Here is a 23,912-nt window from a genome sequence, read left to right on the forward strand (position 1 = left end):
TCACAACCTCCCGCCAGCCCCACAACGCCTCGGCAGCCGCACAGCCTCCCGTTGCACCGGTGCGTTGTGGCGGTAAGAGTCCGGCGTGGCGGGAACGGTGAGGGATGCTCAGCCCCTGGCAGGGGGTGTGTCGGGCGTGCGAGCGGGAGACCTTCAGACCCCAGCGAGGATCACCAGGGCTTCATTTCGTGCTTCGAGTCCGTCGTCAGGGATTTCGGCCGACAGCTCTTCGCGCATGACCGCTCGCTTCACCGGATCCATCGTCAGCTGAGCCGAGTAGGTGAACAGCATCGACAGCCAATTGTGCCTCGAATACCAGAGGTCTTCGGCGAAAACGGATTCGTGCGGCGTGAAACCGGAGGCGCGCAGCTGTGTGAGGGCCGGATGCTCGACAGCTTCGAAGTTGCCCGCGGTCTCTGCCGTGCCCGGGCCCGCTGGCGTGCTCGGATCCGCTGGCGTGCTCGGGTCCGCAGCAGTCCTCGGATTCGGTGCAGCACCCAGACTCGCGGTCGTGCCCTCGGCGTGGAAACGAGCGGAGATCGCATCGAGCCGGTCGCGGAACTCACCCTTCGGTTCGATATCGTTCCAGGCCAGGGCCAGTTTTCCCGCGGGTTCGAGCAAGGTGCGGATTCGCGGTAGAGCAGCAATCGGGTCCACCCAGTGGAAGGACTGTCCGAAGCTGATGAGGTCGAACATGCGGCCGTGTGCCTCCCACTCCTCGAACGTCGAGATCTCCACTTCGAGGCCCTTGGACCTGGCGACCTGTGCCATCGCGGTGACCGGTTCGACCGCGAGGATCTCAGCCCCTGCGTCCCTGAGCTGAGAGGCGAGGATGCCGGTGCCCGAACCGACGTCGAGGATGCGCGGGTCGCCCGTGCGAGACTCGGCGGTCGCCCTGGCCGCCTGCATGATCTCCGTGATGAGTGGGGCAGGATACTTCGGCCGGTAGGCGTCGTAGTCTCGGGCCACCTCGCCGAAGGATTCCGCCCGCTCACGATCCTCGAAATACTCCATCCACCGAGCCTAGCGTTCATCGGCGGCTCGGAGCCGCCTCGGCGAGTTGGAGATTCTGATCAGATACTGATCGACTCAGGCTCGGGGAACTCCGCGAAGCTCGCATCGTCATCGATCGGGGCCAACTCGAGATAGCTGGGAATGTCGTCGTCGATGAAGAGCAGGAGCATCGCCCCGGATACACCGGCAGTGAGGACGATGCGATCCGACCAGTCCCCGTCGCCGCCTTGGTCGTTGCGTTTGTCATCGTCGGTGCGATGTCTGGGGCGCATGCCGATGCTCGGGCAGATGCCGCAACCACATTCACTCGTCACCAGCACCTCGCCGAGACTGTTCTCCCAGGTCCGTCTCTGTTCGGCCGTGATCGGCACCGGCGGGTCCCAGGCGTCTCGCTGCTGAGAAGTGAAGTTCGCGTAGTCCGATTCGTCGGGAGAGGTCGTGGCACAACGGATGATGAACAGCGCGACACTGTGTTCTCGGGCGGTCAAGGGGCGGGCCATGGTGGCACTTTAACCCGATTGACGGCGCGCGGGGAGCTCTTCTCCTACAGGCAGCGGCTCAACCACCCGGTGCAACGGGGCGCTATGTCGGTAACGGGGCGTTGTGCGGTCAACGGTGCGTTATGTGGCCGGCGCTCGGACTCCCCGCCGAATTCCCAGGTGCGAACCCGTCTGCGGATGCGTGTGCAGCCGCAGGGTTTCGCTAAAGTCGTGGAGCAGGGGGTAACGATGTCGATCGAGAAGACACCATCCGTGCCGCGCTTCGGCGCCGGCGGCGGAACCGGCGGGCCGGCCGAGCTGACGCCGGAGGATCAAGAACGCGCTCGCGGGCTGAAGAAGATGCGCACGCTCGCGCTCTCACTGCTCATCCTCGCCACCCTCATCTTCCTCTCCACCCACCTGTTCACCGACAACACCGGCGTCTGGGGGTTCGTCTCCCGCGCCTCGGAGGCGGCGATGATCGGCGCGATCGCCGACTGGTTCGCCGTCACCGCCCTCTTCCGGCACCCTCTCGGGCTGCCGATCCCGCACACCGCGATCATCCCGCGCAAGAAGGACACGCTCGGTGCGAGTCTGTCGGCCTTCGTGGCCGCGAACTTCCTCCACGCCGAGGCGGTGTCGACGAAGATCCGATCCGCCGAGATCTCCCACCGAGCCGGGAGTTGGCTGGCCAAACCCGCCAACCGAGACATCGTCGTCGACCGTGCCGCAGGAGGCCTCGAATATGTGCTCGCGCGCATCGATGACGATTCCATCAAGGCGCTGACCAGGAACGTCATCATCCCGCGGCTCGTAGCCACAAGGAAGACGCCCGTGCTCGCGCAGCTGCTGCGCCAGATCGTGCTCGACGGTGCCCACCACAAGCTCGTCGACCTCATCGTCGCCGAGGCCTATTCCTGGCTGCGTGACAACCCGCAGGTGATCGACGAGATCGTCCACAATCGGGCCCCGTCCTGGGTGCCCGATTTCGTCAACGAACAGCTTGCGAACCGGCTGCAGCGCGAAGTCCTCGGCTGGGTCGCCGACGTCCGCGACAACGAATACCACAAGGCCCGTCAGGCCCTCGACGCCTGGCTGGTCGACCTCTCCGACGACCTCGAATCCGACTCATCTCTGTCCCAGCGTGCCGAGGAGATCATCAACGACCTGCTCAGTCAGGACGGGGTCGTCGATTCGGTGCTCGAGATCTGGGTATCACTCAAACAGCTGCTGCGCGAAGCCATCATCGACGAAAGCGGCGAAGTCCGTGCCCGCATCTGGCAGCTCATCGGCGAATTCGCCGAACGGCTGCAGGCGGACTCGGACTTCTCCCGCCGCATCGATGACCGGATCGCCACCACTGCCGGTGACCTGGCCGAGAGCTTCGGCCCAGAGATCGCCAGCGTCATCTCCGACACCATCGAACGCTGGGACGCGAAGGAAGCCGCCGAGCGCATCGAACTCTACGTCGGCCGCGACCTCCAGTACATCCGCATCAACGGCACCGTCATCGGCGCGCTGGTCGGCCTCGTGATCCACACCGTCATCGTGCTCCTGCCGGGGTGAGATCGGCAGACCCGCACCGAGGTTGCCCGGTCCTCTGCGGCGGAGACGATCAAGATCACTGCCGAACCGCGGCTTTCCCGCAACAGAAGTTGGGTTTTCCTCTCCCCACCTGTGGGCTGACTTCATGGCCGGAGCGCAGACTGCGAGAAACCATGGAGACATGACTTCTTCACAGCATCCTGCCGCAGCGCAGCAGTCAGCATCTCAGCACCCGATGACCCAGAACTCTTCGCCCCAGCACCCCGCCATCATCACAGCCGGCACCGTCACGAAGCACTTCAACCAGACGTATGCTCTCGCCGGAGTCGATCTGACGATCGGCCTCGGCGAATCCCTGGCGATCATGGGACCCTCCGGTTCCGGCAAGACGACTCTTCTGCACTGCCTGGCCGGCATCATCAGTCCCGACAGCGGCCGCATCCGACTCTCGCCGACCGACCGCAGCGCCGCCGCCGAGATCACCTCCCTCAAAGAATCCGGCCGCACCGCTCTGCGCCGCGAGGTCTTCGGCTTCGTCTTCCAGCAAGGGCTGCTCCTGCCCGAACTCACCGCCATCGACAACGTCGCGCTCGCCGCCATGCTCGCAGGCATGAACCGCTCGGACGCCACCCAGCACGCCCGGGCCTGGCTCGACCGTCTCGGTCTGAGCGAGCACGGACACAAACGGATCGGACAGCTCTCCGGCGGTCAGGCACAGAGAGTGGCGATCGCCCGCGCCCAGGTCACCCAGCCCGTCGTCACCTTCGCCGACGAACCGACCGGTGCCCTCGACTCCCGCACCTCGAATGAAGTCCTCACCGAGCTGCTGGGCTCCACCGTCGGACGCGGATCCACTCTCGTTGTCGTCACCCACGATGAGAACGTCGCCGCCCGCTGCTCCCGTGTCGTCCGACTCGCCGACGGTCGCATTGTCGCCGACTCCGCACTGCAGGAAGCCGCACAGTGATGAATCTCCTTCCCCTCCTCCTGTCCAAGCAGTCCCTGACCTCGACGACGTCGCGGCTCGTCGGGATCGCGTTCTTCTCCTGCTCGACGATCTTCCTCACCGTGGCCGCCGGCGCCTGGGCGTTCATCGACCGCCCCGAGGTCACCGGATACGCCGAGGTGGCCGAGCTCTACCAGCTCCTCGCCGTCCTCGCCACGGTCTTCCTCATCGTGCCCGCGACCAGCCTCGGGGCCGCCTCGGCGAAACTGAGCGCCCGCCGTCAGGACGAACGACTCTCGACCCTGTCCCTGCTCGGGGCGCAACGCAGCACGATCCGCCTCGTCGCCGTCGCCGAACCCTTCATCCCCGCCTCGGCGGGCATCCTCGCCGGAATCGGCGGCTACCTGCTGGTGGCGTGGCCGCTGAGCTTCATCACGTTCGTCGGCGAACCTTTGGGCTACCAGGCACTGCTCATGCCGGTCTGGCTGCTCGCCGCGGTCGTCGCCGGCCTCCTTGCCGTCTGTCTGATCGCCTCGCTCATCGGCCTGCGCAAGATCCAGGTCTCCCCGCTGGGCGTGCGCACCCGGTCGCTGCCCCGGAGATTCCCCCTGGCCCGCATCATCACGGTCATCGTGCTCATCCTCATCGTGGCCATCGCGACCTATGTCTCCACCCAGATGGAGCTGCCGATGGCGGTGACGATCATGTACAGCATCGCCACGATCGGCATCACCCTCCTGCTCATCAGCGTCCTCGGCGTCCTGTGCATCCGCGTCCACGCCGGCATCGCCGGCAGAATCGCCCGCGGTCCCGCCTCGGTGATGGCGGCGGGAATGATCGCCGACGCTCCCGGACAGTACTGGCGCCGGGTCGCCGGGCTGGCGATGATCACCTTCATCGCCGTCGTCGGCGGGGCGGGAACGGCGATGATGCGCAGCGGTCAGGAGGACTTCTCCGCCGAGGACCGCGCGGTCATGGGTCCGTACGTCCACCTCGGCGACGATATCTTCACCGGACTCATCCTCACCCTGGTCATCGCCTTCGTCCTCGTCATCGTCTCGGCCACAATCAACCAGGCCGCAGACATCCTCGACCGTGCTCAGACCTACCGCGAGCTCCACGCCGCCGGAATGACCCAGCAGATGATGCACCGAGTGACCGTCAACGCCGTGATGTCGCCGATCCTGCTGGTCACCGTCGTCTCCCTGTTCCTCGGCGGAATCCTCGCCTGGCTCATGGCTTCGGTGAGCGACCTCGGCGATCCCTTCACCATCGGAACCGTCGCCGCCGTCCTCGTGGCCGGGGTTGCGATGGTGTGGCTGGGGCTGCAGGTCACCCGCCCGCTCGTCCGCCGGGTCACCGAGATCGATCCCGACAACCGCACCCTCGCCGAGGCGGCACCCGAGAACCGGGCCACCGCCGAGGCGACCATGGCCTGAGAGGAGACCCGATGTCCACGTCGTTGACAGCCGTTCCCCTCGTCCTCGGCCGGAGATCGCTGACTTCGGCGAGCTCCGTGCTCGTGGCCGCCGCGTTCTTCGCGTGTGCCACGCTGTTCCTCACCGTGGCGGCCGGGACCTGGATGTTCTTCCAGATCCCACCGAGTCCCGATCCCGCGGACGAGGGTCTCGACATCATGTACAAGACCCTCGCGGCCCTGTCCACGGCTCTGCTGATCATCCCCGCCTCCACCCTGGCATCGGCCTCGGCGACCCTGTCGGCACGTCGCCAGGACGAACGGCTGTCGACGATGTCGCTGCTCGGGGCCCGACGCTCCCAGATCACTGCGCTCGCCGTGACCGAACCGCTCATCCCGGCCCTGGCCGGCATCGTCCTCGGGGTTCTCGGCTACCTGGGGCTGGCCCTGCCGGTCAGCTTCATCCACTTCATGGGTGAACCCATCGGGTACCAGAACATGCTCATGCCCGCGTGGCTCATCCTCGTCGTGGTCGTCTTCCTCGCCCTGGTCTGCGCGGGCTCGGCCCTGCTGGGTCTGCGCAAGGTCGCGGTCTCTCCGTTGGGGGTGCGGACGAAGAGTCTGGAGCGGAAGTTCCCCGTGGCCAAGGTCATCGTCACGGTGCTCGTGATCTGCCTGCTGCCAGTCGTGTACGCGCTCACCCAGAGCGGCGGTCTCGGCGTGGGGATCGTGCTCGGCGCGATGGTCGGATTCTTCGCTCTCGGGCTGGTCGTCGTCGACCTCCTGGGCGGGCTCCTCGTCCGCTGGTTCGCCCACCTGTCCGGTCGGCGGGCCGCCACCCCGGAGCGCCTCATCGCGGCCCGCCTGGTCTCCGACGAACCGAAACGGTTCTGGCGCCGGGTCTCCGGCCTGGCGATGGCGGCCTTCACCGCAGCCGTCTGCGGGTCCGGGGTCGCCCTGTCCCAGCTCGGAATCGACGCCGCCGAGGACTCTGAAGTGGGAGTGAGCGAGGCCGAGACCCACCTCTTCCACGACATGTTCACCGGGGTGCTGCTCGTCATGGGCATCGCGATCGTGCTCATCGGTGTCTCGGCGGTGATCAACCAGGTCGCCGACATCTACGACCGAGCCGACACCTTCTCCGATCTCTATGCCGCCGGCGCCGATCCCAGGCTTCTGCACCGTGCGCTGGTCCGCGCCGTCATGGCCCCGGCGATCTGGGTGTCCCTGCTGGCCGGAGGCCTCGGGCTGCTGCTAGTCCTGCCCCTGGCCGGAGCCGCGCTCGTGTTCAAGCCGGTCACCTTCCTCACGATCCTGCTCACCGTGGTCGTCGGCATCGGAATCATCCGCGGTGGACTGCAGCTGACGAAGCCGATTCTGCACTCCGTGGCCACGGCCGGGAGGTCTCGGGACTGAGATTCGGTGTCAGTGCCGCATTCTACGATGGCAGGTGTCGAGCCGATGGGACCCTCCCCGGGTCTCCGGGTACAGTTGGAGCGCACCACATGAGGGTGGGCGATCCGATGCTGTGAGGAAGTGGAAATCGAGTGAGCAACGACCAGGGCTATGACGGTCTGAGGACCCCTCCGCAGGACGTCGAGGCCGAGCAGAGCGTGCTCGGTGCGATGCTTCTGTCGAAGGACGCCATCGCCGACTGCGTCGAGACGATGAATGGCGATGACTTCTACAAGCCCGCTCACGAAACCATCTACGAGGCGGTCCTCGACCTCTATTCCCGGGGTGAGCCCGCGGACTCGGTGACGGTGGCGAACTACCTGACGAAGACCGGCGACCTCGCCCGCGTCGGCGGTGCCGCCTACCTGCACACCCTCATCTCGTCGGTCCCGACCGCCGCCAACGCCGGATACTATGCCGCGATCGTCAGCGAACAGGCCGTGCTGCGCCGCCTCGTCGAGGCCGGCACCCGCATCGTGCAGATGGGCTACGACGCCGAAGGCGACACCGATGACGTCGTGAACTCCGCTCAGGCGGAGATCTACAAGGTCACCGAACGCCATACGACAGAGGATTACGTCATCCTCTCCGACATCCTCGGCGAGGTGGCCCAGGAGATCGAACGCAACGGCAACACCGATGGGCAGACCGCGGGTGTGCCCACCGGTTTCACCGAGTTCGACAACCTCACCAACGGTCTGCATCCGGGCACGATGATCGTCATCGCCGCGCGTCCCGGTGTCGGCAAGTCGACTCTGGCGCTCGACTTCATCCGTTCGGCTGCGATCCACAATGATGCGGCCGCTGTGTTCTTCTCGCTCGAGATGGGCAAGAACGAACTCGTCATGCGTCTGCTCTCGGCCGAGTCGGAGATTCCGCTGCAGAACCTGCGCCGCGGCGAGCTCAGTCCGCACGACTGGACGACGCTGGCCGCGACGGAGGCCCGGATCAACAATGCGCCGCTGTTCGTCGACGATTCGCCGAACATGGCGCTGACCGAGATCCGCGCGAAGTGCCGACGGCTCAAGCAGCAGCACAATCTGCAGATGGTCTGCGTCGACTACCTGCAGCTGATGTCCTCGGGTAAGCGCGTCGAGTCCCGTCAGCAGGAGGTCTCTGAGTTCTCCCGTTCGCTCAAGCTGCTGGCCAAGGAGCTCGAGGTTCCGGTCATCGCACTGTCTCAGCTCAACCGCGGCAGCGAGCAGCGCACGGACAAGCGGCCGATGATCTCGGATCTGCGTGAGTCCGGTTCGATCGAGCAGGACGCGGATATGGTCCTCCTCATCCACCGTGAGGACATGTACGACAAGGAACACGAACGCGCCGGTGAGGCCGACATCATCGTCGCCAAGCACCGTGCCGGTCCGACGATGGACATCCCCGTGGCGTTCCAGGGCGCGAAGTCCCGATTCGTCAACATGCCGCAGTGACGAACGGGGCTTGAATGGACGCCTACTGGATGCGCGGCAAGTGGGGCGACGGCGGGAAGAGTGAGCGCCGCTGGAACCAGGGCAGCCGGAATCCGCTGACCATTATCATCACCGGTGCTGTCTTCTTCGTCAGCACGGGTGCGGTCTTCACGATCGGATACCTGTATCCGGACCAACTGCTGTTCACGATCATCCTCGGATGCTTCGTGTTCCTCGGCGTCACTCTGGCGATGCGCAGGTTCATGGGACACACGCCGGCGTATTGGTACACCGGACCATTCGTGGCCATTGCGCTCATCGGCACTGTGATGCTCGGTGAGGATCTCGCTTTGTCTCAGGCTGGCGAACTCACCGAGGTGGTCGTCGCCGATCACAAAGTCGAGCAGAAGACCGTGCACAGTTCCAATCCGCCCAGGTCGCGGCAGGTCTATGTTCATACCTATAGCCTCGAACGCACCGACGGCACCCCCGTCGCCGAACCGCTGATCTACCGCGGCAAGGACGGCTTCGACGACTTCGATGAAGGCGATACGATCTCCGTCCTCATCGATCCGGAGCGGAAGGCACCGACCAAACCGGCCGAGGACGTGGATCTGCCTGCCGATATCGGCATCCTCGTCACCGGACTGGTCACCTCGGGGATCGTGTTCCTCATCTGTCTGATCGTCGTGCTGCTGCGCTGGACACGCTCGCCGTCGCAGCAGCACGTGCGCTGACGAGGCCGCACTTGTTGCAGGTATGCCACTATGGCTGACATGGACACCACTCCCAACGATCTGCTCGTGCTGCTGGCTGTCTCCCGCACCGCCAAGTTCACGACGGCGGCACACAACCTCGGGCTCACCCACTCGACGGTCTCCCGCCGCATCGTCGCCTTGGAGAAGTCCTTGGGCGGACGCGTGCTGGCTCGCTCGGATGACGGATGGGAGCTGACCGACCTCGGGGAACGAGCCGTTGCGGTGGCCGAACAGATGGAGACCGCGGTCGCCGAACTCGAGAGTCCCGGACAGGGCCCGGAGACGGTGTCCGGAGTGGTGCGGATGACCGCGACGGATGGGTTCAGCGCCTATGTCGCCTCCCCGGCGGTTGCGAAGCTGCGACGTCGGCATCCCGGGCTGAGCGTCGAGATCGTCACCGTCACCAGGCAGGCCCTGCAGCAGCGGTCCGGTCTCGATATCGAGGTCGTCGTCGGCGAACCGCGCGTGCATCGGGCAGAGGCGATCGAGCTCGGTGACTACGAACTCGGTCTCTACGCTTCGCGCGACTATCTCGCGGCCAACGGCACCCCCGCCTCGGTGGAGGAAGTCAGCGACCACCGGCTCGTCTATTTCGTCGATTCCATGCTCCAGGTCGACGACCTCGATGCGCCGAGGCGACTGTTTCCCGAGATGAAGGATGCACTGACCTCGACGAACGTCTTCGTTCACGTCGAAGCGACGCGTGCCGGTGCCGGAATCGGCTTCCTCCCGTGTTTCATGGCCGACCGGCACCCCGACCTCGTGCGGCTCTTCCCCGATTCGGTGGCCGAGCGGCTGCCCTACTGGATGGTGCTCAGACCCGATTCGATGCGGCGACCGGCGATCGCCGCCGTCGTCCAGGGGCTCAAGGATGAGATGCTCGCCCACCAGGCTGCTCTCGAAGGCCGGAAGTTGCCCCGGTGAGGCGGCGCGACCAGGATATGAGCATGAACCAGCCCCAAACTGACATCGGCGACGAGCTGGCCGGACGTCGCATCGTGCTCACAGCTCAGCGGCGCGCGCAGCAGCTTGCCTCCGCCCTCGAGCGTCACGGTGCCAAGATCGTGCACGCCCCGACCCTGTCCGTCATCCCGCATATCGACGACCCTGAACTCGTCACCCACACCCGTGACCTCATCGAGGCCCGGCCGGATATCGTCGTGGTCACGACCGGAGTCGGATTCATCGGTTGGGGCGACGTGGCTGAAGCCGCGGGTCTTCGCGAAGAATGGCACTCGATGCTCGCCGGAGCACGGATATACGCCCGCGGTCCCAAGGCACGCGGAGCGATTCAAGCGGCCGGACTGAGGGCTCACTGGGTCGCCGAATCCGAGACGAGCGCAGAGATCCAGCAGGTCCTCCTCGGCGAGGGCGTGGACGGTCAGCGCATCGCCGTACAGCATCACGGTGCCGGCGCCGACGGACTTGATGAGTCCTTCGCCGCAGCAGGTGCCGATGTCCGCTCCCTCGTCATCTACCGGTGGGGTCCGGCCCCCGACCCGGCCGCCGTGGTCGACGCGGTCCGACTCGTCGCGGAGCGCAGGTGCGATGCCGTGGCCTTCACCTCAGCACCCGGGGCGACAGCCTTTCTCACCGCGGCCGAGGAACAGGGACTGCTGCCGGCAGTGATCGAGGCGTTCAACGAATCGGTGGTGGCCGCAGCAGTCGGCGACGTCACCGCGGCGCCGCTGCATGAACAGGGCATCAGAACCGTGATTCCCGAGCGATTCCGACTCGGAGCCCTCGCGCGTCTGCTGATCAGCGAACTCGCCGAATGATCTCAGTCTGACGCGAATTCGATGTCGACGGCGTCTGCCTCGCGCAGTGCGCCGATCGCCTCTGCCTCAGCGGTCAGTGCGCTCTTCACCGACTTCGGGACGGTGCCGAACGGTGCGATCGTCATGCTCAGTCGTCGATTTATAGCAGAGCAGTCAACAGCGCAGCAGCTCGGATCTGGTCCGGTCGCCTTCGCTGTCGTCGGATGCGGGCGGCGCCCCGCGCATGGAGTGCGGTCAGCGCGGATCCCGGTGGGCTGTTCTGGATGCCGCAGGCTCCCGCGGCGTCAAGAAGTGAGTTGCGGCTGAGTCGCTCATCGAGGTGATGAGCTCGGAGGCGGAAGGCGATGATCTCGTCGTTCGTCGCGGAGTCGGCCATGTGCCCAGGCTAGCTCAGGACCCGTGTTTGAATGGGGCCATGTGCACGGCCGGCTTCAGGTGCGTGCACGACCACAATGAGAAGGGACGACGATGACGCGAACGATGCAGGTCAGCGACAGTATGGTGATCAAAGCCGACGCCGCCGGGCTCTGGGAGCAGATCGCCGATCCGACCCAGATGACCCGATGGAGCCCGGAGAACACGGGCGCAAGCACGCGCACGACTGCAGGTCCGCTGCAGACAGGCGACGTCTTCGAAGGCACGAACCGTCGCGGGCCGGCGACGTGGGTGACCGAATGCGTCGTCACCGAATCTGTGCCCGGCAAACGGTTCGCCTTCACCGTGCGCCGGATCGGGCCCCGAACTGCCAGCATCGAAGGACCGAACGCGAGCTGGGCATACGAGTTCGAGGACCTCGGCGAGGCGACTCGAGTGACAGAGTCGTGGACGGACGATCGCCGCGCGTGGCCCGACTGGCTGGCCTGGGTCTTCGACCACATTGTCACACGGGGCCGGAGCTTCGCGGACTTCCAGCGTTTGAACATCCGGCAAACCCTCACCGCCATGAAGGATGACGTCGAAAAGCGGTGACACGGACGAAACGAGGGCGAAACAACTCCTCGCTATTCTGATCGCATGACAGCGACGGCACAGTCCACAGAGAGCTCCGCCCGCCACGATGTGGAGGGGATGAACTTCTATACCCGCAAGTGGGTGCGGCCTGAGGACCTCAACGCCAACGGCTCCCTCTTCGGCGGCAGCCTGCTGAGGTGGATCGACGAGGAGGCCGCGATCTACGCGATCATCCAGCTCGGCAACCATCGAGTTGTGACGAAGCTGATCTCCGAGATCGACTTCCAGGCTTCGGCGAGGGAAGGCGATCTCATCGAGATGGGGCTCCTCGCCACGCATTTCGGACGCACCTCACTGACGATGAGGGCCCGGGTGCGCAATATGATCACTCGCAGATCCATCCTCAGCATCGACAAGATCGTATTCGTCGGTGTCGACGAGGACGGCACTCCGATTCCCCACGGGTACACGACGATCACCTATGACCGAGACCGAATGCCCGAACCACACGGGAAGATCTCGTAGGAGAGACCGCGGTCCGACGCGGTCGCAGGTGTCGCCTCCTGGACCGCCTCGGTGCCGAAGAACTCGGTGGGAGCCTCGGTGATGGTGTCATTGACCGCCTCACTGGTGACCGTCAGCGGGAACTGGTCGAAGTACTCGAAGGTCGGTTCCTTCGGCGTCCCGCCGGCCTCGTATTCGCCGCGGACGATCCGCTCGATCGACGCGATGACTCTCTTGCGCACCGCAGTGTCGTAGGTGCGGACGTTGAGCAGCAGCTCGGCGCGATCAGGGGTGATATTCGACTTCGGCCCAGCGTTCGACGCACCGACGGTGACGACGCGGACATTTCTCACAGGATCAGCGGGTGAGGAGCCCGTTCAGGGGTGTTGCCCGGGCGGCGCGAGTTGAGCACCCTATTGAGCGAGCAGACCCCGTTCGGACAGGTCCGTGCGCAGCGAGGCGGCTCCTGAGAACACGTGGCCGATGAAGCCGAGGCGTTGTGCTGCCTCCACATTGGCGGGCAGATCATCGACGAAGACCGTCCGGGCCGGGTCGAGATCGAATCGGTCCCGAGTCAGTTCGAAGATCGCCGGATCGGGTTTGACCAGCCCGACTTCACCCGAGACGACGATGTCTTCGAGTTCGCTGATCGCAGGCGCGACGACGGGGGCATGGTGGATGGTCTCAGCCGACCAGTTCGAGAGCCCGAGCAGGCGGACGCCGGCGGTCTTGAGATCTGCGACGATCTCGGCCATGCCGTCGATCGGACCGGTCAGGGATTTGTCGAAGTTCTCGTAGTAGCCGGCGACGATCTCACCGTGGCGGGGGTCCGCCTCGGCGGCTCGGGCGACGATATCGGTGATCGAAACGCCGGAGTCAGCTGCGGTATTGAGCGTGGGGAAGTCGGCCGCCTCGGCGAAGGAATGCCATTCATCGGCACTCATACGATCGGCCAGAGGCCCTGTCTGATCCCAGCCGATGAGCACATTGCCGAGGTCGAAGACGATGGTCGTCGGGGTCGGGCGATCGGGTTCGGTCATGGGCCACCACCTGTTATCGGCATCCTGGAGTCAAACCCCACGCTACCCGGAGCCGACGGACCATTGTGGATTCGGTCCGGCTGGCCTAGGTTGGTTTCATGATCGGCTACCCGCCACTGCAGATTCGGGTGAGGACGCCCCGACTCGAGCTCGTCGGTGCCAGTGATGAGAGGTTGGCGGAGCTTGCCCCGCTGGTCCGCGACGGCAAGGTCTTCGCGGAACCCGCTCCCTACGATGATCCGATGTCGTTCTACGAATCCGACACGGACGTGCGGGTGAGCAGGTGGCTCCAGAGTGTGTGGCGCGGACGCGGGCGATTCTCTCCCGCCGAGTTCCGGTTGGCGTTCGCCGTCATCGTCGACGGTGAGCCCGTGGGGATGCAGGACCTCATTGCCGAGAAGTTCGATACCTGCGGCACCTTCGCCTCCTTCTCCTGGCTGTCGACGGATGTGCGTGGTCGCGGCCTCGGCACGGAGATGCGCAGTGCTCTGCTGCATCTCGCGTTCGCCGGACTCGGGGCGAGAGAGGCCGGTTCCGATGCCTTCGTCGACAACGTCGGGTCGAACCGAGTATCCGAGAACCTGGGTTACGAGCACAACGGCGTCGAATGGGACATCCGCCGAGGCGAGCCGGGCCTCCTCCAACGTTGGCGCCTGACCCGCGAAGCGTGGGAAACCAGACGGCGGAACGACATCGACCTCACCGGAGTCGAGGACTTCTGCACTTTCCTAGCCCACCACTAATTGCTACCTGACGGCGGCCCAGCAACCTCTCGCGAGGTATCTGGGCCCCCGTCAGGTAGCAATTGGGGAGGAGACGACAGCGACCCTGCGTTCACACCAAGTGGGTGAACGCAGGGTCGCTGGTGAATCTCAGAAGTCTCTAGGTGAGACTCTCAAAGAGTCTCAGAGGCCGCGGACGCGAGTCGCCTGCAGGCCCTTGGAGCCCATCTCCGAGTCGAACTCGACGTTCTGACCCTCGGTGAGCTCGCGGTAGCCGGAGGCTTCGATCGCGGAGAAGTGAGTGAACACGTCAGCCGAACCGTCGTCAGGCTGGATGAATCCGAAACCCTTTTCCGCGTTGAACCATTTCACGGTACCTGTTGCCATAATCTTTGTATCCTTATTTTTTAACTGATGACCGCTGCTGCGATCGTGATGGTCGAACCCATTGCTGGATCCGGCTTTCCCGCTGGCTGGACTGGATCTTCAGACGCAGATCCAACGAAAACTTGTGGGTGAACCGAGGACTCGGAATCGAAGGTGAGGGTGAGTTCTCTGATGTGAGGTCTCTGTCTCAGACGAAATCGTGGGGATACTCGGTTTCGATCATGCACTCGAAGGTGCTGGACGGAAGTCGAAAAACGACTGAACTGGGAAAAATCATGAGGGGCGCGGAAGGCAGGCACGCGCCGACGGGCAAACACATGGTGACGAGCGAATCTACCTGCTCTTCAGACACCATCTGCTCCGCACATTTCTGTACGAGAACGATTCCAGCTTAACAGAGCGATCGCACTGTTGGTGATTTCGGGCGATCTATTTCAATCGAGAGATGGCACACGGTTTTATGCACACGACCGCGCCAGTGTTTAGGATTGTATACATTCCGTTTTGTATGCAATCCGTCGTGACCCCGGACGCAGGAGCACCCGAACCGTGGACAACGAAGAATCGTCACCGCCGCCAGGACCCCGCCGACAGCGACGCCTCGCCGCGAAGTACCGGCGCCGGCGCACCTTCGTCGCCGTGGCCGCGGTCCTCATCATCGGCGCCCCCGTGACGATCGCGGTGGCGGTGCACAACCTCGGCGCGAACATCGCCTCCTCACCGCTGCGCGCCCACGGCGGCGACGTCCCCGAGAAGCTCACCGATGAGACGAACGTCCTCATCATCGGATCCGACACTCGCGATCTCGAGTCGGCAAAGGATGCCTCCGATGATTCGGGCTCGGATTCCGAAGCGAACTCCGGGGCCGCCTCGGCGAAGGGATTCGGCAGCGCCGAAGGGGCTCGCAGCGATGCGATGATCCTCGCCCACGTCGCCGCCGATGGCGACCGCATCGACGCCGTGCAGATCCCACGTGACACGATCATGGACATTCCCGCCTGCGACGACACCGGCCACGGAGCCACAGAGGCCACACACGGAATGATCAACTCGGCCCTCAACGCCGGACCCGCCTGTTCGGTCTCCGCCGCCGAGGTGCTCACCGGAGTGCGCGTCGACCACTTCATCAACGTCGACTTCGACGGATTCTCAGCGATCGTCGACGCACTCGACGGGATCACCGTCGACCTCGACGAACCGCTCACCGACCCCAAGGCGAACCTCGACTTGCCCGCAGGCCACCAGACCATCGGCGGCGACGACGCCCTCGCTCTGGCCCGGACACGGCACGCCGTGGGCGATGGCAGCGACATCTCACGGATGGGCAACCAGCAGATGGTCATGGAAGCCATCATCGACCGCGCCAAGAGCGGCCAGGTCCTCACCCGGCCCGACCGCCTCTACGGATTGCTCGACGCCGTGACCTCGCCGATCGCCGACGTCCTCGACTGAGTCAACCCCCTCCGTCCAGGCGATATTCATCTGCGGCTCCTAGACTGGCCGACATGTCTACGATCGAAATCACGCAAGACAACTTCGAGTCGACCATCAACGACAACGAGATCATCCTCCTCGACTTCTGGGCCGATTGGTGCGGCCCCTGCAAACAGTTCGCCCCGGTCTACGAACAGGCCGCCGAGGCCAACCCCGACATCGTCTTCGGCAAGATCGACACCGAAGCCCAACAGCAGCTGGCCGGACTCTTCTCGATCACCTCCATCCCGACCCTCGTCGCCTTCCGCCAGGGCATCGTCGTCTTCGCCCAGCCCGGCGCGCTCGCCGCCCCGCAGCTCGAACAGGTCATCACCGCAGTCAAGGGTCTCGATATGGACGAAGTCCGTGCCGAACTGGCCAAGCAGGAAGCCGCCGCTGCCGCAGAGACCGACGGCGCGGACGGTGCCGCCCCCGATTCGATCCCCGCCGATCCGGGCGTCGACAAGTGACCGCAACCAGCAGCCACAACGACCACTCCCACCCCGACAACGCCGACAACTCAGGCGTGCCCGATTCCGTGGCCGCCTGGGAAGAGCGCTACGCCGAGGCCGACGACGCCATCTGGTCCGGCAACCCGAACGAGGCCCTCGTGGCCGTCGTCTCCGAAATGACCCCCGGCCGCGTCCTCGACGTCGGCTGCGGTGAAGGCGCTGACATCGTCTGGATGGCCGAGAACGGCTGGGACGCCACCGGCATCGACCTGTCGACCACAGCCATCGACCGTGCCCTCGGGGCTGCCGAATCCCGTGGAGCCACCGCCGAATTCGTTGTCGCCGACGTCTCCACCTGGGAACCGGAGGACCCCGATCGCCGAGGCGGCTTCGACCTCGTCACGGGATCCTTCCTCCACACCCGGTTGCCGGACACCCGGGAAGAGCTCCTCACCCGCGTCGCCGCCCACGTGGCACCGGGCGGGGCACTCCTCCTCGTCTCCCACGCGACGATGCCTCCGTGGGCCGCCGAACACAGCGAGAAGTTCGAACACGGCATGGACCACCACCATGAGCTGGTCAGCCCGAACGGAGACTTCGCCCTCCTCATCGGCGCCAGCCCTGACCGGTGGGAGATCGAACTCGCCGACACCCGCACCCGAGAAGCGACCTCCCCGTCGGGCGAGCCCGCCGAACTCGAGGACGCAATCCTCCTGGCCCGTCGGGTCTGAACCAGGCGACCTCAACCAGGGGACCCGAACCCGGCACCCAACACCGAGGCGGCTGCGCAGTCGATCATGACCGCGCAGCCGCCTCGGCGAACCGGGTGATTCCCACCTCCTGGGACGAGGCCGAAAACCCGGTCTCACCTGGTGCATTTCCGCCCGCTGAGGGGCTAAGGTGGTGCCATGGCTCGGTTCAGCTTCCTCGAGTGGCCGGTACTCCGGCAATTCCGCACGTCTGACAAGACGGGACGCGGTGAATCCGTTGTGTCCCAGCAGACCCGAGACACCACCCCACGCACGGTCACGGCCGATAAGGTCGTCCAATCCGTGTGCCCGTACTGCGCTGTCGGCTGCGGGCAGAAGATCTTCGTCAAGGACGACAAGGTCGTGCAGATCGAAGGCGACCCGGACTCACCGATCTCGCGCGGCCGCCTGTGCCCGAAGGGCGCAGCCAGCGAACAGCTCGTCAACGCCCCCGGTCGCGTCACCGACGTCCTCTACCGGGCCCCGAAGGCCAAGGACTGGACGAAGATCGACCTGTCGACCGCGATCGACATGATCGCCGACCGATTCATCGACGCCCGCCGCAACCACTGGGAAGACGTCGACGACAAAGGCCACCCGCTGCGGCGGACGATGGGCATCGCCAGCCTCGGCGGAGCGACGATCGACAACGAGGAGAACTACCTCGCCAAGAAGCTCTACACCGCAGCCGGGGCGATACAGATCGAGAACCAGGCGCGTATTTGACACTCCGCCACCGTTCCCAGTCTGGGAACCTCGTTCGGGCGCGGCGGCGCCACTCAACCCGTCCAGGATATGGCGAATGCGGACTGCATCATCATCCAGGGTTCCAATATGGCCGAGTGCCACCCCGTGGGCTTCCAATGGGTGAGTGAAGCCAAGGCCCGTGGTGCCCGCATCATCCACGTCGATCCTCGTTTCACGCGCACCACCGCGATCGCCGATAAGCATGTGCCCATCCGGGCCGGCTCCGACATCGTGCTGCTCGGTGCGCTCATCAACCGTGCCCTGACCGAGGGACGCTACTTCGACGAGTACGTGCGCGCCTACACCAACGCCGCGAACTTCATCAGCGACGACTATGTCGACACCGAGGATCTCGACGGACTGTTCTCCGGGTTCGACCCGGACACGAACTCGTACGAGAACTCGACGTGTTCGTATCAGACGGATGAGCACGGTGCACCGCTGAAGGACCCCAGCCTGAAAGACCCGAAGTCGGTCTTCCAGATCCTCCGCCGCCACTATTCGCGCTACACGCCCGAGATGGTCGAGGAGAACTGCGGAATCAGACCCGCAGACTTCGACTACCTCTACGAATCGGTGACCGAGAACTCGGGCCGGGAACGGACCACGTGCTTCGCCTACGCGGTCGGCTGGACCCAGCACAGCCTCGGCGCGCAATTCATCCGCACCGCGTCGATCCTCCAGCTGCTGCTGGGCAACATGGGTCGCCCAGGCGGCGGAATCATGGCGCTGCGCGGGCACGCGACGATCCAGGGATCGACCGATATCCCGACCCTGTTCAATCTGCTGCCCGGCTACCTGCCGATGCCCAGCGCCGCAGTCCACGACACCTTCGACGACTATGTTGCCGCCGTCGGCACCCCGGAGACCCACAAGGGCTACTGGGCCAACGGTCGTGCCTACGCCACCAGCCTGCTCAAGGCCTGGTGGGGTGATGCGGCCACGCAGGACAACGACTTCGCCTTCGACTATCTGCCGCGCATCAACGGCGCCCACGGCACCTACCAGACGCAGGTGCGCATGCTCAATGATGGTGTGGACGGGTACTTCCTGCTCGGGCAGAACCCGGCCGTGGGCTCGGCCAACGGGCGCATGCAGCGGATGGCGATGAGCCACCTGAAGTGGATGGTCGTCCGCGACTTCAGCCTCATCGAATCCGCCACCTGGTGGAAGGACGGCCCCGAGATCGAGACCGGGGAGCTGAAGACCGAGGATATCGACACCGAGATGTTCTTCCTGCCCGCGGCCAACCACACGGAGAAAGCCGGCACATTCACGCAGACCCAACGTCTCGTGCAGTGGCGCCACAAGGCCGTCAACCCGCCCGGGGACGCACAGAGCGAACTCGACTTCTTCTACGAACTCGGCCGAGCCGTGCGCGAGAAGCTGAAAGACTCCGACGACCCCCGCGATCGGCCGCTGCTCGACATGACCTGGGACTACCCCGTCGATGAGGAGGGCGAAGTCGACGCGGAGGCAGTCGTCAAGGAGATCAACGGCTACTTCATCGGCGGCGACCGCGACGGCGAGCCCTTGGAGAACTTCAACCAGATGACCGACGACGGGGCCACCGCCGGCGGCTGCTGGATCTACGCCGGCGTCTACGCGGGAGGCCAGAACATGGCTGCCCGCCGCAAACCGCGGGATGAGCAGGACGAAACCGCCGCCGAATGGGCGTGGGCATGGCCGGCGAACCGTCGGATCCTGTACAACCGTGCCTCGGCCGCGCCCGATGGAACTCCCTGGTCGGAGCGGAAGAAGTTCGTCTGGTGGGACGACGAGGCCGGGAAGTGGACGGGCAAGGACGTGCCCGACTTCCCGATCGACCGCGCACCGGCGGCCAAGTCGGATCAGGCCTACGGGGGCCCGGCACACCTTGACGGCGACGATCCATTCATCATGCAGGCCGATGGAAAGGGGTGGCTGTTCGCGCCCAGCGGCATGGTCGACGGTCCGATGCCCACGCACTACGAGCCGCAGGAATCGACGGTGTCGAACCCGCTGTACTCCCAGCAGAACAGCCCGACCCGGATGGTCATGCGCCGTGAGGACAACCTGTCCGCACCCGGTGCCGGGGTGCCCGGATCCGAGGTCTTCCCCTACGTGTTCACGACCTACCGGCTCACCGAGCACCACACCGCCGGAGGCATGTCCCGGTGGCTGCCGTACCTGTCGGAGCTGCAGCCGGAGATGTTCTGCGAGATCTCACCGGAACTCGCCGCCGAGGTGGGACTCGAGCCCTACGGCTGGGCCACCCTGGTCTCCCCGCGGGCGGCGATCGAGGCCCGTGTGCTCGTGACGAAGCGGATGACCCCGCTGACCATCGGGGGGAAGACCGTCCACCAGATCGGTCTGCCCTATCACTGGGGCGTGGGCGGTCAGGGAGCCGTCGTCGAAGGCGACTCCGCCAACGACCTGCTCGGAGTGACGATGGACCCCAACGTCTACATCCAGAACAGCAAATACGTGGCCGGAACGATCATGCCCGGCCGCCGTCCCCGCGGACCCGAACTCGTCGACTTCGTCGAGAAGTACCAACGAGAGGCCGGGCTCAGCCCCGAATCCGGAAACCAGCAGGTCACGGTGTCCGCCGAGGATGTCGCAGCCGCCCATGGCACCGGGCAGGGCCGCAGCGCCGGTGGGCACGCTCACCGAGGCGGCGACTCGGCCGTCGGCGTCACCCCGGGCAGGACCCTGGACGGGGGACGGGATGGAGCCTCCGATCGGGACGGCACGACCGCCTCGGCGAGGGGATCCGGCGAGGGCGACACCGACGCCTCGGCGACGGTCGCCAGTGCCGATGATCGCAGCGGTAGGATCACCATCGAACCCACCGAGGCGACCGAACCCGCCGAGCCCACCGAACCTGCCGAACCCACCGAGACTGCGGTGTCGAACCGCGCCGACGACGGGGACCCCAGCGACGGCGACCCGGACCACGGACGGCATGCCGACGGCAGTGCGATCGCCGAAACCGAGGTGGCCGAGGCCGAAGCTCGCGCCCGCGCGGCCCGGGACCGGCAGGAGAACGAGGAGGAGGACTGATGTCGACACCGACGATCGATGGGGGCGCGCTCGCGGACGGGCACTGGCACGATTCCGCGCACGGCCGTAAGGGATTCTTCACCGACACCTCGATCTGCATCGGCTGCAAGGCCTGCGAGGTCGCGTGCAAGGAGTGGAACCGCAACCCGCAGGACGGCACCTTCGAACTGCTCGGTTCCTCGTATGACAACACGGGCAGTCTCGGGGCGAACACGTGGCGGCACGTCGCGTTCATCGAACAGGATTCCGACCGCATCGAGAAGGCCCGGGAATCCGGGCGCAAGCTCGTCAACCTCGGCATGCCCACAATCCGTCCGCGCACCGATGAGAACGCCGGTGCGCAGCCGCTGGATGGGGCCCTGGGTGCGGCGGCGGAAGGCCGGACCTCCGCCGGACTGCCGACGACTCCTGAACTGGGAGTCGACCTGTTGGCCCCCGGGGCACTGGAACCGACCGACCTGTCGAACGTCGATACGACGCCTCCGGACACCGCTGACTTCCGCTGGCTGATGTCGTCTGACGTGTGCAAACACTGCACGCACGCCGGCTGCCTCGACGTGTGCCCGACCGGGGCGCTCTTCCGCACCGAATTCGACACCGTCGTCGTCCAGAACGACGTCTGCAACGGCTGCGGCACCTGTGTGGCCGGCTGCCCCTTCGGCGTCATCGAACGCCGCGACGACGGCACGATCAACACCCCCACCGACCGGGATGATCGCAAAGCCGCGGACATGGACGTGCCGAACGCGGGCACGGCGAACAAGTGCACCCTCTGCTATGACCGCCTCGTCGAGGGCCAGGAACCGGCATGTGCCCAGACATGCCCGACCCAGTCGATCAAGTTCGGCGACCGGGACGACATGGTCGACCAGGCACATGACCGCGTGGCCGAACTCCATGCGAAGGGACTGACCGAAGCTCGCCTGTACGGGGCGAACCCGAACGACGGAGTCGGCGGCACAGGGTCCGTGTTCCTCCTCCTCGACGAACCCGAGGTCTACGGCCTGCCGCCGGACCCGCGGGTCGCGACGAAGGATCTGCCGAAGATGTACGCCAACGCCGGGATCGCGGCGCTGGGCATGGTCGCCGCCGCCGGACTCGCGTTCCTCGGGAGCCGCCGTTCATGAGCACATCAGAATACGATTCCTACCGCCCACCCGAGCCGGAAGGCGGACGCAGAAAACGTCGCCGAGGCGGACGTGGAGGTTCCGGCGGACCTGAGGGTCCCGGTGGCCGTCGGGGCGGTCGCGGCGGCAACGGCCGGGGCGGCGGGTGGAAGAACCGCGGTGCCGACGGCAACCGTGAGATGCCGATGGTCGAGGACGTCGAGTTCACGTCCTATTACGGTCGACCGATCGTCAAGGCCCCGCCGTGGGGCGATGAGATCGGGACGTACCTGTTCCTCGGCGGTCTGGCCGGAGGTTCGTCTCTGCTCGGCTTCGGCGCGCAGCTGACCGACCGGCCGGGTCTGCGCATCGCCTCCCGGATGACTGCAATAGCGGCCACCGGCATCGGCGGTGCCGCTCTCGTGGCCGACCTCGGCAGGCCCGAACGATTCCTCAATATGATGCGCGTCGTCAAAGTGTCGTCGCCGATGAGCCTGGGCACGTGGATCCTCTCGGGCTTCGGCGTCGGATCGGGTGTGACCTTCGCGATCGAACTCGACCGGATCACCGGCGAGAAGCTGCTGCCGCTGGGCCCGCTGCGCAAGGTGCTCCATGGTCTGGAGACGCCGGCTGCGGTCGAGTCCGCGTTCTTTGCCACACCGTTGGCTGCCTATACCGCTGTGCTGCTCGGGGCGACGGCCGTTCCGACCTGGAACGCCGCCGGCCGCAACGGTCTGCCGTACGTGTTCGTGTCCTCGGCGTCGATGGCCGCCGGTGGTGCCGCGATGGCCTTGGCGCCGGTGGCCGAGACCGGCCCGGCCCGGCTGCTCGCGCTCGCCGGGACCGCTGGTGAGGCCTACGCGATGTCGGCGATGAGGAAGCGCATGCATCCGGCCGAGGTCGATCCGATGGACGACGGCGAACCGGGTCACAAGCTCCACCGCGCCGAGAAGCTGCTCATCGCCGGAGCCGTCGGCACCGCCGCCGTCGAGGTGGGGGCGCGCGTGTTCGCGAAGAAGCTGGAACGTGGTGGTGTTGGTGGTTCCGGCGGAGGAGTCGCCGGTGCGATCGCCGATGCTGTGGGCACTGTGGTTGGGACCAGCGTCTCGGGAAAGCGGAGTTGGAAGACTCGGGCTGTGCTGCGGGGGCTGTCCGTCGTCTCCGGTGCGGCGCTCGCTGCCGCCTCGGCGTACACGCGTTTCGGCGTGTTGGAAGCCGGAATCGAATCGACGAAGGACCCGCGTCACGTGGTCGAACCGCAGCGCGCTCGCCTCGAAGAGCGTCGCGCAGCGGGCATCACCGACGACTCCATCACGACTGGCCGGTAACGTTCCGGTCGGTGCCTCGCAAGCATCCCTCACCGCCGGGGCACCGACTGGTGTTTCGCGATCATCCCTGACAGCCAGCGCCGCTGCCTACAAGGCCGCCACCGTCTACAGTTCGCTCGGCATCCCGCACCGTTGGCTCGATATCACCCCTGTGCAACGGGGTGTTTTGCCGCTGCCGGTGAGGAGTGCGGCACACTCTGGCTGGCCGGGCCATGATTCGGGCGACGAGTCGACGAAGATCCTCGCGGGCCTGCCACCTACTAGGCGACGAACCTTGCGAAACAAAGTGTTTCGGGTAGCGTGAGAGACCTATGAAGAAGCTGCTCCAGGATCGTCAGTCAATTAGAGCCGGTGTGCTTGTGGCTCTGATGTTCCCACTGGTCTATTTCGCCATGCATCTGCTCGGCTGGGGCAGCGATTCATTCAACTGGTGGCAGACTCTGCTGGGCGGGCTCTTCACTGGAGTTTTCTTCTGGTTCTTCACGTCCAGCTTCCGCCAGTTCCGCGACGAGGACGTCACTCCCAGGTAGTCTGGCTCTCTTTGATTTTGCGAACCGCCGCTTCGTAGGCGTCGTCGGGCATATTGGTCCTCTCTCGCACCTGCCGC

24 protein-coding genes and 1 pseudogene are annotated in these 23,912 nt (G+C 65.6%); 18 read left to right on the top strand and 7 right to left on the bottom strand.

Going from position 1 to position 23,912, the window contains the following annotated elements; all coding sequences use genetic code 11:
- Window positions 1-153 precede the first annotated feature (153 nt).
- Entirely contained in the window at window positions 154-1,014 is an 861-nt protein-coding gene (locus BLIN9172_RS09545) for a class I SAM-dependent DNA methyltransferase (RefSeq protein WP_101554859.1), read from the bottom strand.
- Window positions 1,015-1,073: 59 nt separating this feature from the next.
- Window positions 1,074-1,514, bottom strand: a complete 441-nt coding sequence (locus BLIN9172_RS09550) for a hypothetical protein (RefSeq protein ID WP_101554860.1) — start codon at window positions 1,512-1,514, stop codon at window positions 1,074-1,076.
- 228 nt (window positions 1,515-1,742) lie between these two features.
- Here BLIN9172_RS09550 and BLIN9172_RS09555 point away from each other — a divergent pair, with 228 nt between their 5' ends.
- From BLIN9172_RS09555 to BLIN9172_RS09590, 8 genes are all read left to right on the top strand, one after another.
- Entirely contained in the window at window positions 1,743-3,059 is a 1,317-nt protein-coding gene (locus BLIN9172_RS09555; RefSeq protein WP_101554861.1) for a DUF445 domain-containing protein, read from the top strand.
- A 214-nt stretch (window positions 3,060-3,273) separates the two neighbouring features.
- Window positions 3,274-4,005 (top strand): ABC transporter ATP-binding protein, encoded by a 732-nt coding sequence (locus BLIN9172_RS09560; protein ID WP_101554936.1) that lies wholly within the window; start codon window positions 3,274-3,276, stop codon window positions 4,003-4,005.
- Window positions 4,005-5,423 carry an FtsX-like permease family protein gene (locus BLIN9172_RS09565; RefSeq protein ID WP_101554862.1) on the top strand — a complete coding sequence of 473 codons (1,419 nt, stop codon included), beginning with the start codon at window positions 4,005-4,007 and terminating at the stop codon, window positions 5,421-5,423. The genes BLIN9172_RS09560 and BLIN9172_RS09565 overlap by 1 nt, the downstream gene beginning before the upstream one ends.
- Window positions 5,424-5,434: 11 nt before the next feature.
- Window positions 5,435-6,817 carry an FtsX-like permease family protein gene (locus tag BLIN9172_RS09570; protein ID WP_101554863.1) on the top strand — a complete coding sequence of 461 codons (1,383 nt, stop codon included), beginning with the start codon at window positions 5,435-5,437 and terminating at the stop codon, window positions 6,815-6,817.
- 131 nt (window positions 6,818-6,948) lie between these two features.
- Complete coding sequence (dnaB, locus tag BLIN9172_RS09575; RefSeq protein ID WP_025779630.1) at window positions 6,949-8,286, top strand: replicative DNA helicase; 1,338 nt, start codon at window positions 6,949-6,951, stop codon at window positions 8,284-8,286.
- A gap of 14 nt (window positions 8,287-8,300) precedes the next feature.
- Window positions 8,301-9,002, top strand: a complete 702-nt coding sequence (locus tag BLIN9172_RS09580; protein WP_101554864.1) for a hypothetical protein — start codon at window positions 8,301-8,303, stop codon at window positions 9,000-9,002.
- A 39-nt stretch (window positions 9,003-9,041) separates the two neighbouring features.
- The gene (locus BLIN9172_RS09585) at window positions 9,042-9,947 is read left to right on the top strand and encodes a LysR family transcriptional regulator (protein WP_101554937.1); all 906 of its coding nucleotides are present in this window, start codon (window positions 9,042-9,044) and stop codon (window positions 9,945-9,947) included.
- A gap of 23 nt (window positions 9,948-9,970) precedes the next feature.
- Complete coding sequence (locus BLIN9172_RS09590) at window positions 9,971-10,801, top strand: uroporphyrinogen-III synthase (RefSeq protein WP_101554865.1); 831 nt, start codon at window positions 9,971-9,973, stop codon at window positions 10,799-10,801.
- Between the two features lie 2 nt (window positions 10,802-10,803).
- On the opposite strand, the gene BLIN9172_RS18540 is transcribed toward BLIN9172_RS09590, so the two are convergent.
- Both BLIN9172_RS18540 and BLIN9172_RS09595 read right to left on the bottom strand, forming a co-directional pair.
- Window positions 10,804-10,926, bottom strand: a complete 123-nt coding sequence (locus tag BLIN9172_RS18540; RefSeq protein WP_257904165.1) for a hypothetical protein — start codon at window positions 10,924-10,926, stop codon at window positions 10,804-10,806.
- 14 nt (window positions 10,927-10,940) lie between these two features.
- On the bottom strand, window positions 10,941-11,177 hold the full coding sequence (locus tag BLIN9172_RS09595) for a hypothetical protein (protein WP_101554866.1): 237 nt from the start codon (window positions 11,175-11,177) through the stop codon (window positions 10,941-10,943).
- A gap of 92 nt (window positions 11,178-11,269) precedes the next feature.
- Here BLIN9172_RS09595 and BLIN9172_RS09600 point away from each other — a divergent pair, with 92 nt between their 5' ends.
- Window positions 11,270-11,770 carry an SRPBCC family protein gene (locus tag BLIN9172_RS09600; RefSeq protein WP_101554867.1) on the top strand — a complete coding sequence of 167 codons (501 nt, stop codon included), beginning with the start codon at window positions 11,270-11,272 and terminating at the stop codon, window positions 11,768-11,770.
- A gap of 99 nt (window positions 11,771-11,869) precedes the next feature.
- Window positions 11,870-12,277, top strand: coding sequence for an acyl-CoA thioesterase (locus BLIN9172_RS09605; protein WP_101554938.1), 408 nt, complete (start codon window positions 11,870-11,872; stop codon window positions 12,275-12,277).
- Here BLIN9172_RS09605 and BLIN9172_RS09610 read toward each other — a convergent pair.
- The gene (locus tag BLIN9172_RS09610) at window positions 12,232-12,609 is read right to left on the bottom strand and encodes a peptidase dimerization domain-containing protein (RefSeq protein ID WP_101554868.1); all 378 of its coding nucleotides are present in this window, start codon (window positions 12,607-12,609) and stop codon (window positions 12,232-12,234) included. The genes BLIN9172_RS09605 and BLIN9172_RS09610 overlap by 46 nt on opposite strands.
- Before the next feature lie 60 nt (window positions 12,610-12,669).
- Window positions 12,670-13,296, bottom strand: coding sequence for an HAD family hydrolase (locus BLIN9172_RS09615; protein WP_101554869.1), 627 nt, complete (start codon window positions 13,294-13,296; stop codon window positions 12,670-12,672).
- A 98-nt stretch (window positions 13,297-13,394) separates the two neighbouring features.
- Between BLIN9172_RS09615 and BLIN9172_RS09620 the strand changes: the two genes are divergently transcribed.
- Window positions 13,395-14,039, top strand: a complete 645-nt coding sequence (locus BLIN9172_RS09620; protein WP_101554870.1) for a GNAT family N-acetyltransferase — start codon at window positions 13,395-13,397, stop codon at window positions 14,037-14,039.
- Window positions 14,040-14,201: 162 nt separating this feature from the next.
- On the opposite strand, the gene BLIN9172_RS09625 is transcribed toward BLIN9172_RS09620, so the two are convergent.
- A complete protein-coding gene (locus BLIN9172_RS09625) occupies window positions 14,202-14,405 on the bottom strand; it encodes a cold-shock protein (RefSeq protein ID WP_062240453.1) in 204 nt (67 codons plus the stop codon).
- 549 nt (window positions 14,406-14,954) lie between these two features.
- Here BLIN9172_RS09625 and BLIN9172_RS09630 point away from each other — a divergent pair.
- From BLIN9172_RS09630 to BLIN9172_RS09665, 7 genes and pseudogenes are all read left to right on the top strand, one after another.
- Window positions 14,955-15,857: an LCP family protein gene (locus BLIN9172_RS09630; RefSeq protein ID WP_101554871.1), complete on the top strand. Its 903-nt coding sequence runs from the start codon at window positions 14,955-14,957 to the stop codon at window positions 15,855-15,857.
- Window positions 15,858-15,910: 53 nt separating this feature from the next.
- Window positions 15,911-16,348: a thioredoxin family protein gene (locus BLIN9172_RS09635; protein ID WP_025776566.1), complete on the top strand. Its 438-nt coding sequence runs from the start codon at window positions 15,911-15,913 to the stop codon at window positions 16,346-16,348.
- Window positions 16,345-17,061, top strand: coding sequence for a class I SAM-dependent methyltransferase (locus BLIN9172_RS09640; protein ID WP_101554872.1), 717 nt, complete (start codon window positions 16,345-16,347; stop codon window positions 17,059-17,061). The genes BLIN9172_RS09635 and BLIN9172_RS09640 overlap by 4 nt, the downstream gene beginning before the upstream one ends.
- Before the next feature lie 177 nt (window positions 17,062-17,238).
- Window positions 17,239-20,400 (top strand): annotated as a pseudogene (gene fdnG, locus BLIN9172_RS09650) (formate dehydrogenase-N subunit alpha); the annotation flags it as partial.
- A gap of 470 nt (window positions 20,401-20,870) precedes the next feature.
- Window positions 20,871-21,998, top strand: a complete 1,128-nt coding sequence (locus BLIN9172_RS09655) for a 4Fe-4S dicluster domain-containing protein (RefSeq protein WP_101554875.1) — start codon at window positions 20,871-20,873, stop codon at window positions 21,996-21,998.
- Window positions 21,995-23,305 carry an NrfD/PsrC family molybdoenzyme membrane anchor subunit gene (gene nrfD, locus BLIN9172_RS09660; protein WP_101554876.1) on the top strand — a complete coding sequence of 437 codons (1,311 nt, stop codon included), beginning with the start codon at window positions 21,995-21,997 and terminating at the stop codon, window positions 23,303-23,305. Before BLIN9172_RS09655 ends, nrfD begins: the two co-directional genes overlap by 4 nt.
- 311 nt (window positions 23,306-23,616) lie before the next feature.
- Window positions 23,617-23,835 (top strand): hypothetical protein, encoded by a 219-nt coding sequence (locus BLIN9172_RS09665; RefSeq protein WP_101554877.1) that lies wholly within the window; start codon window positions 23,617-23,619, stop codon window positions 23,833-23,835.
- Window positions 23,836-23,912 lie beyond the last annotated feature (77 nt).

The sequence above is a fragment of the Brevibacterium linens ATCC 9172 genome, from assembly GCF_900169165.1.
Classification (GTDB): domain Bacteria; phylum Actinomycetota; class Actinomycetes; order Actinomycetales; family Brevibacteriaceae; genus Brevibacterium; species Brevibacterium linens.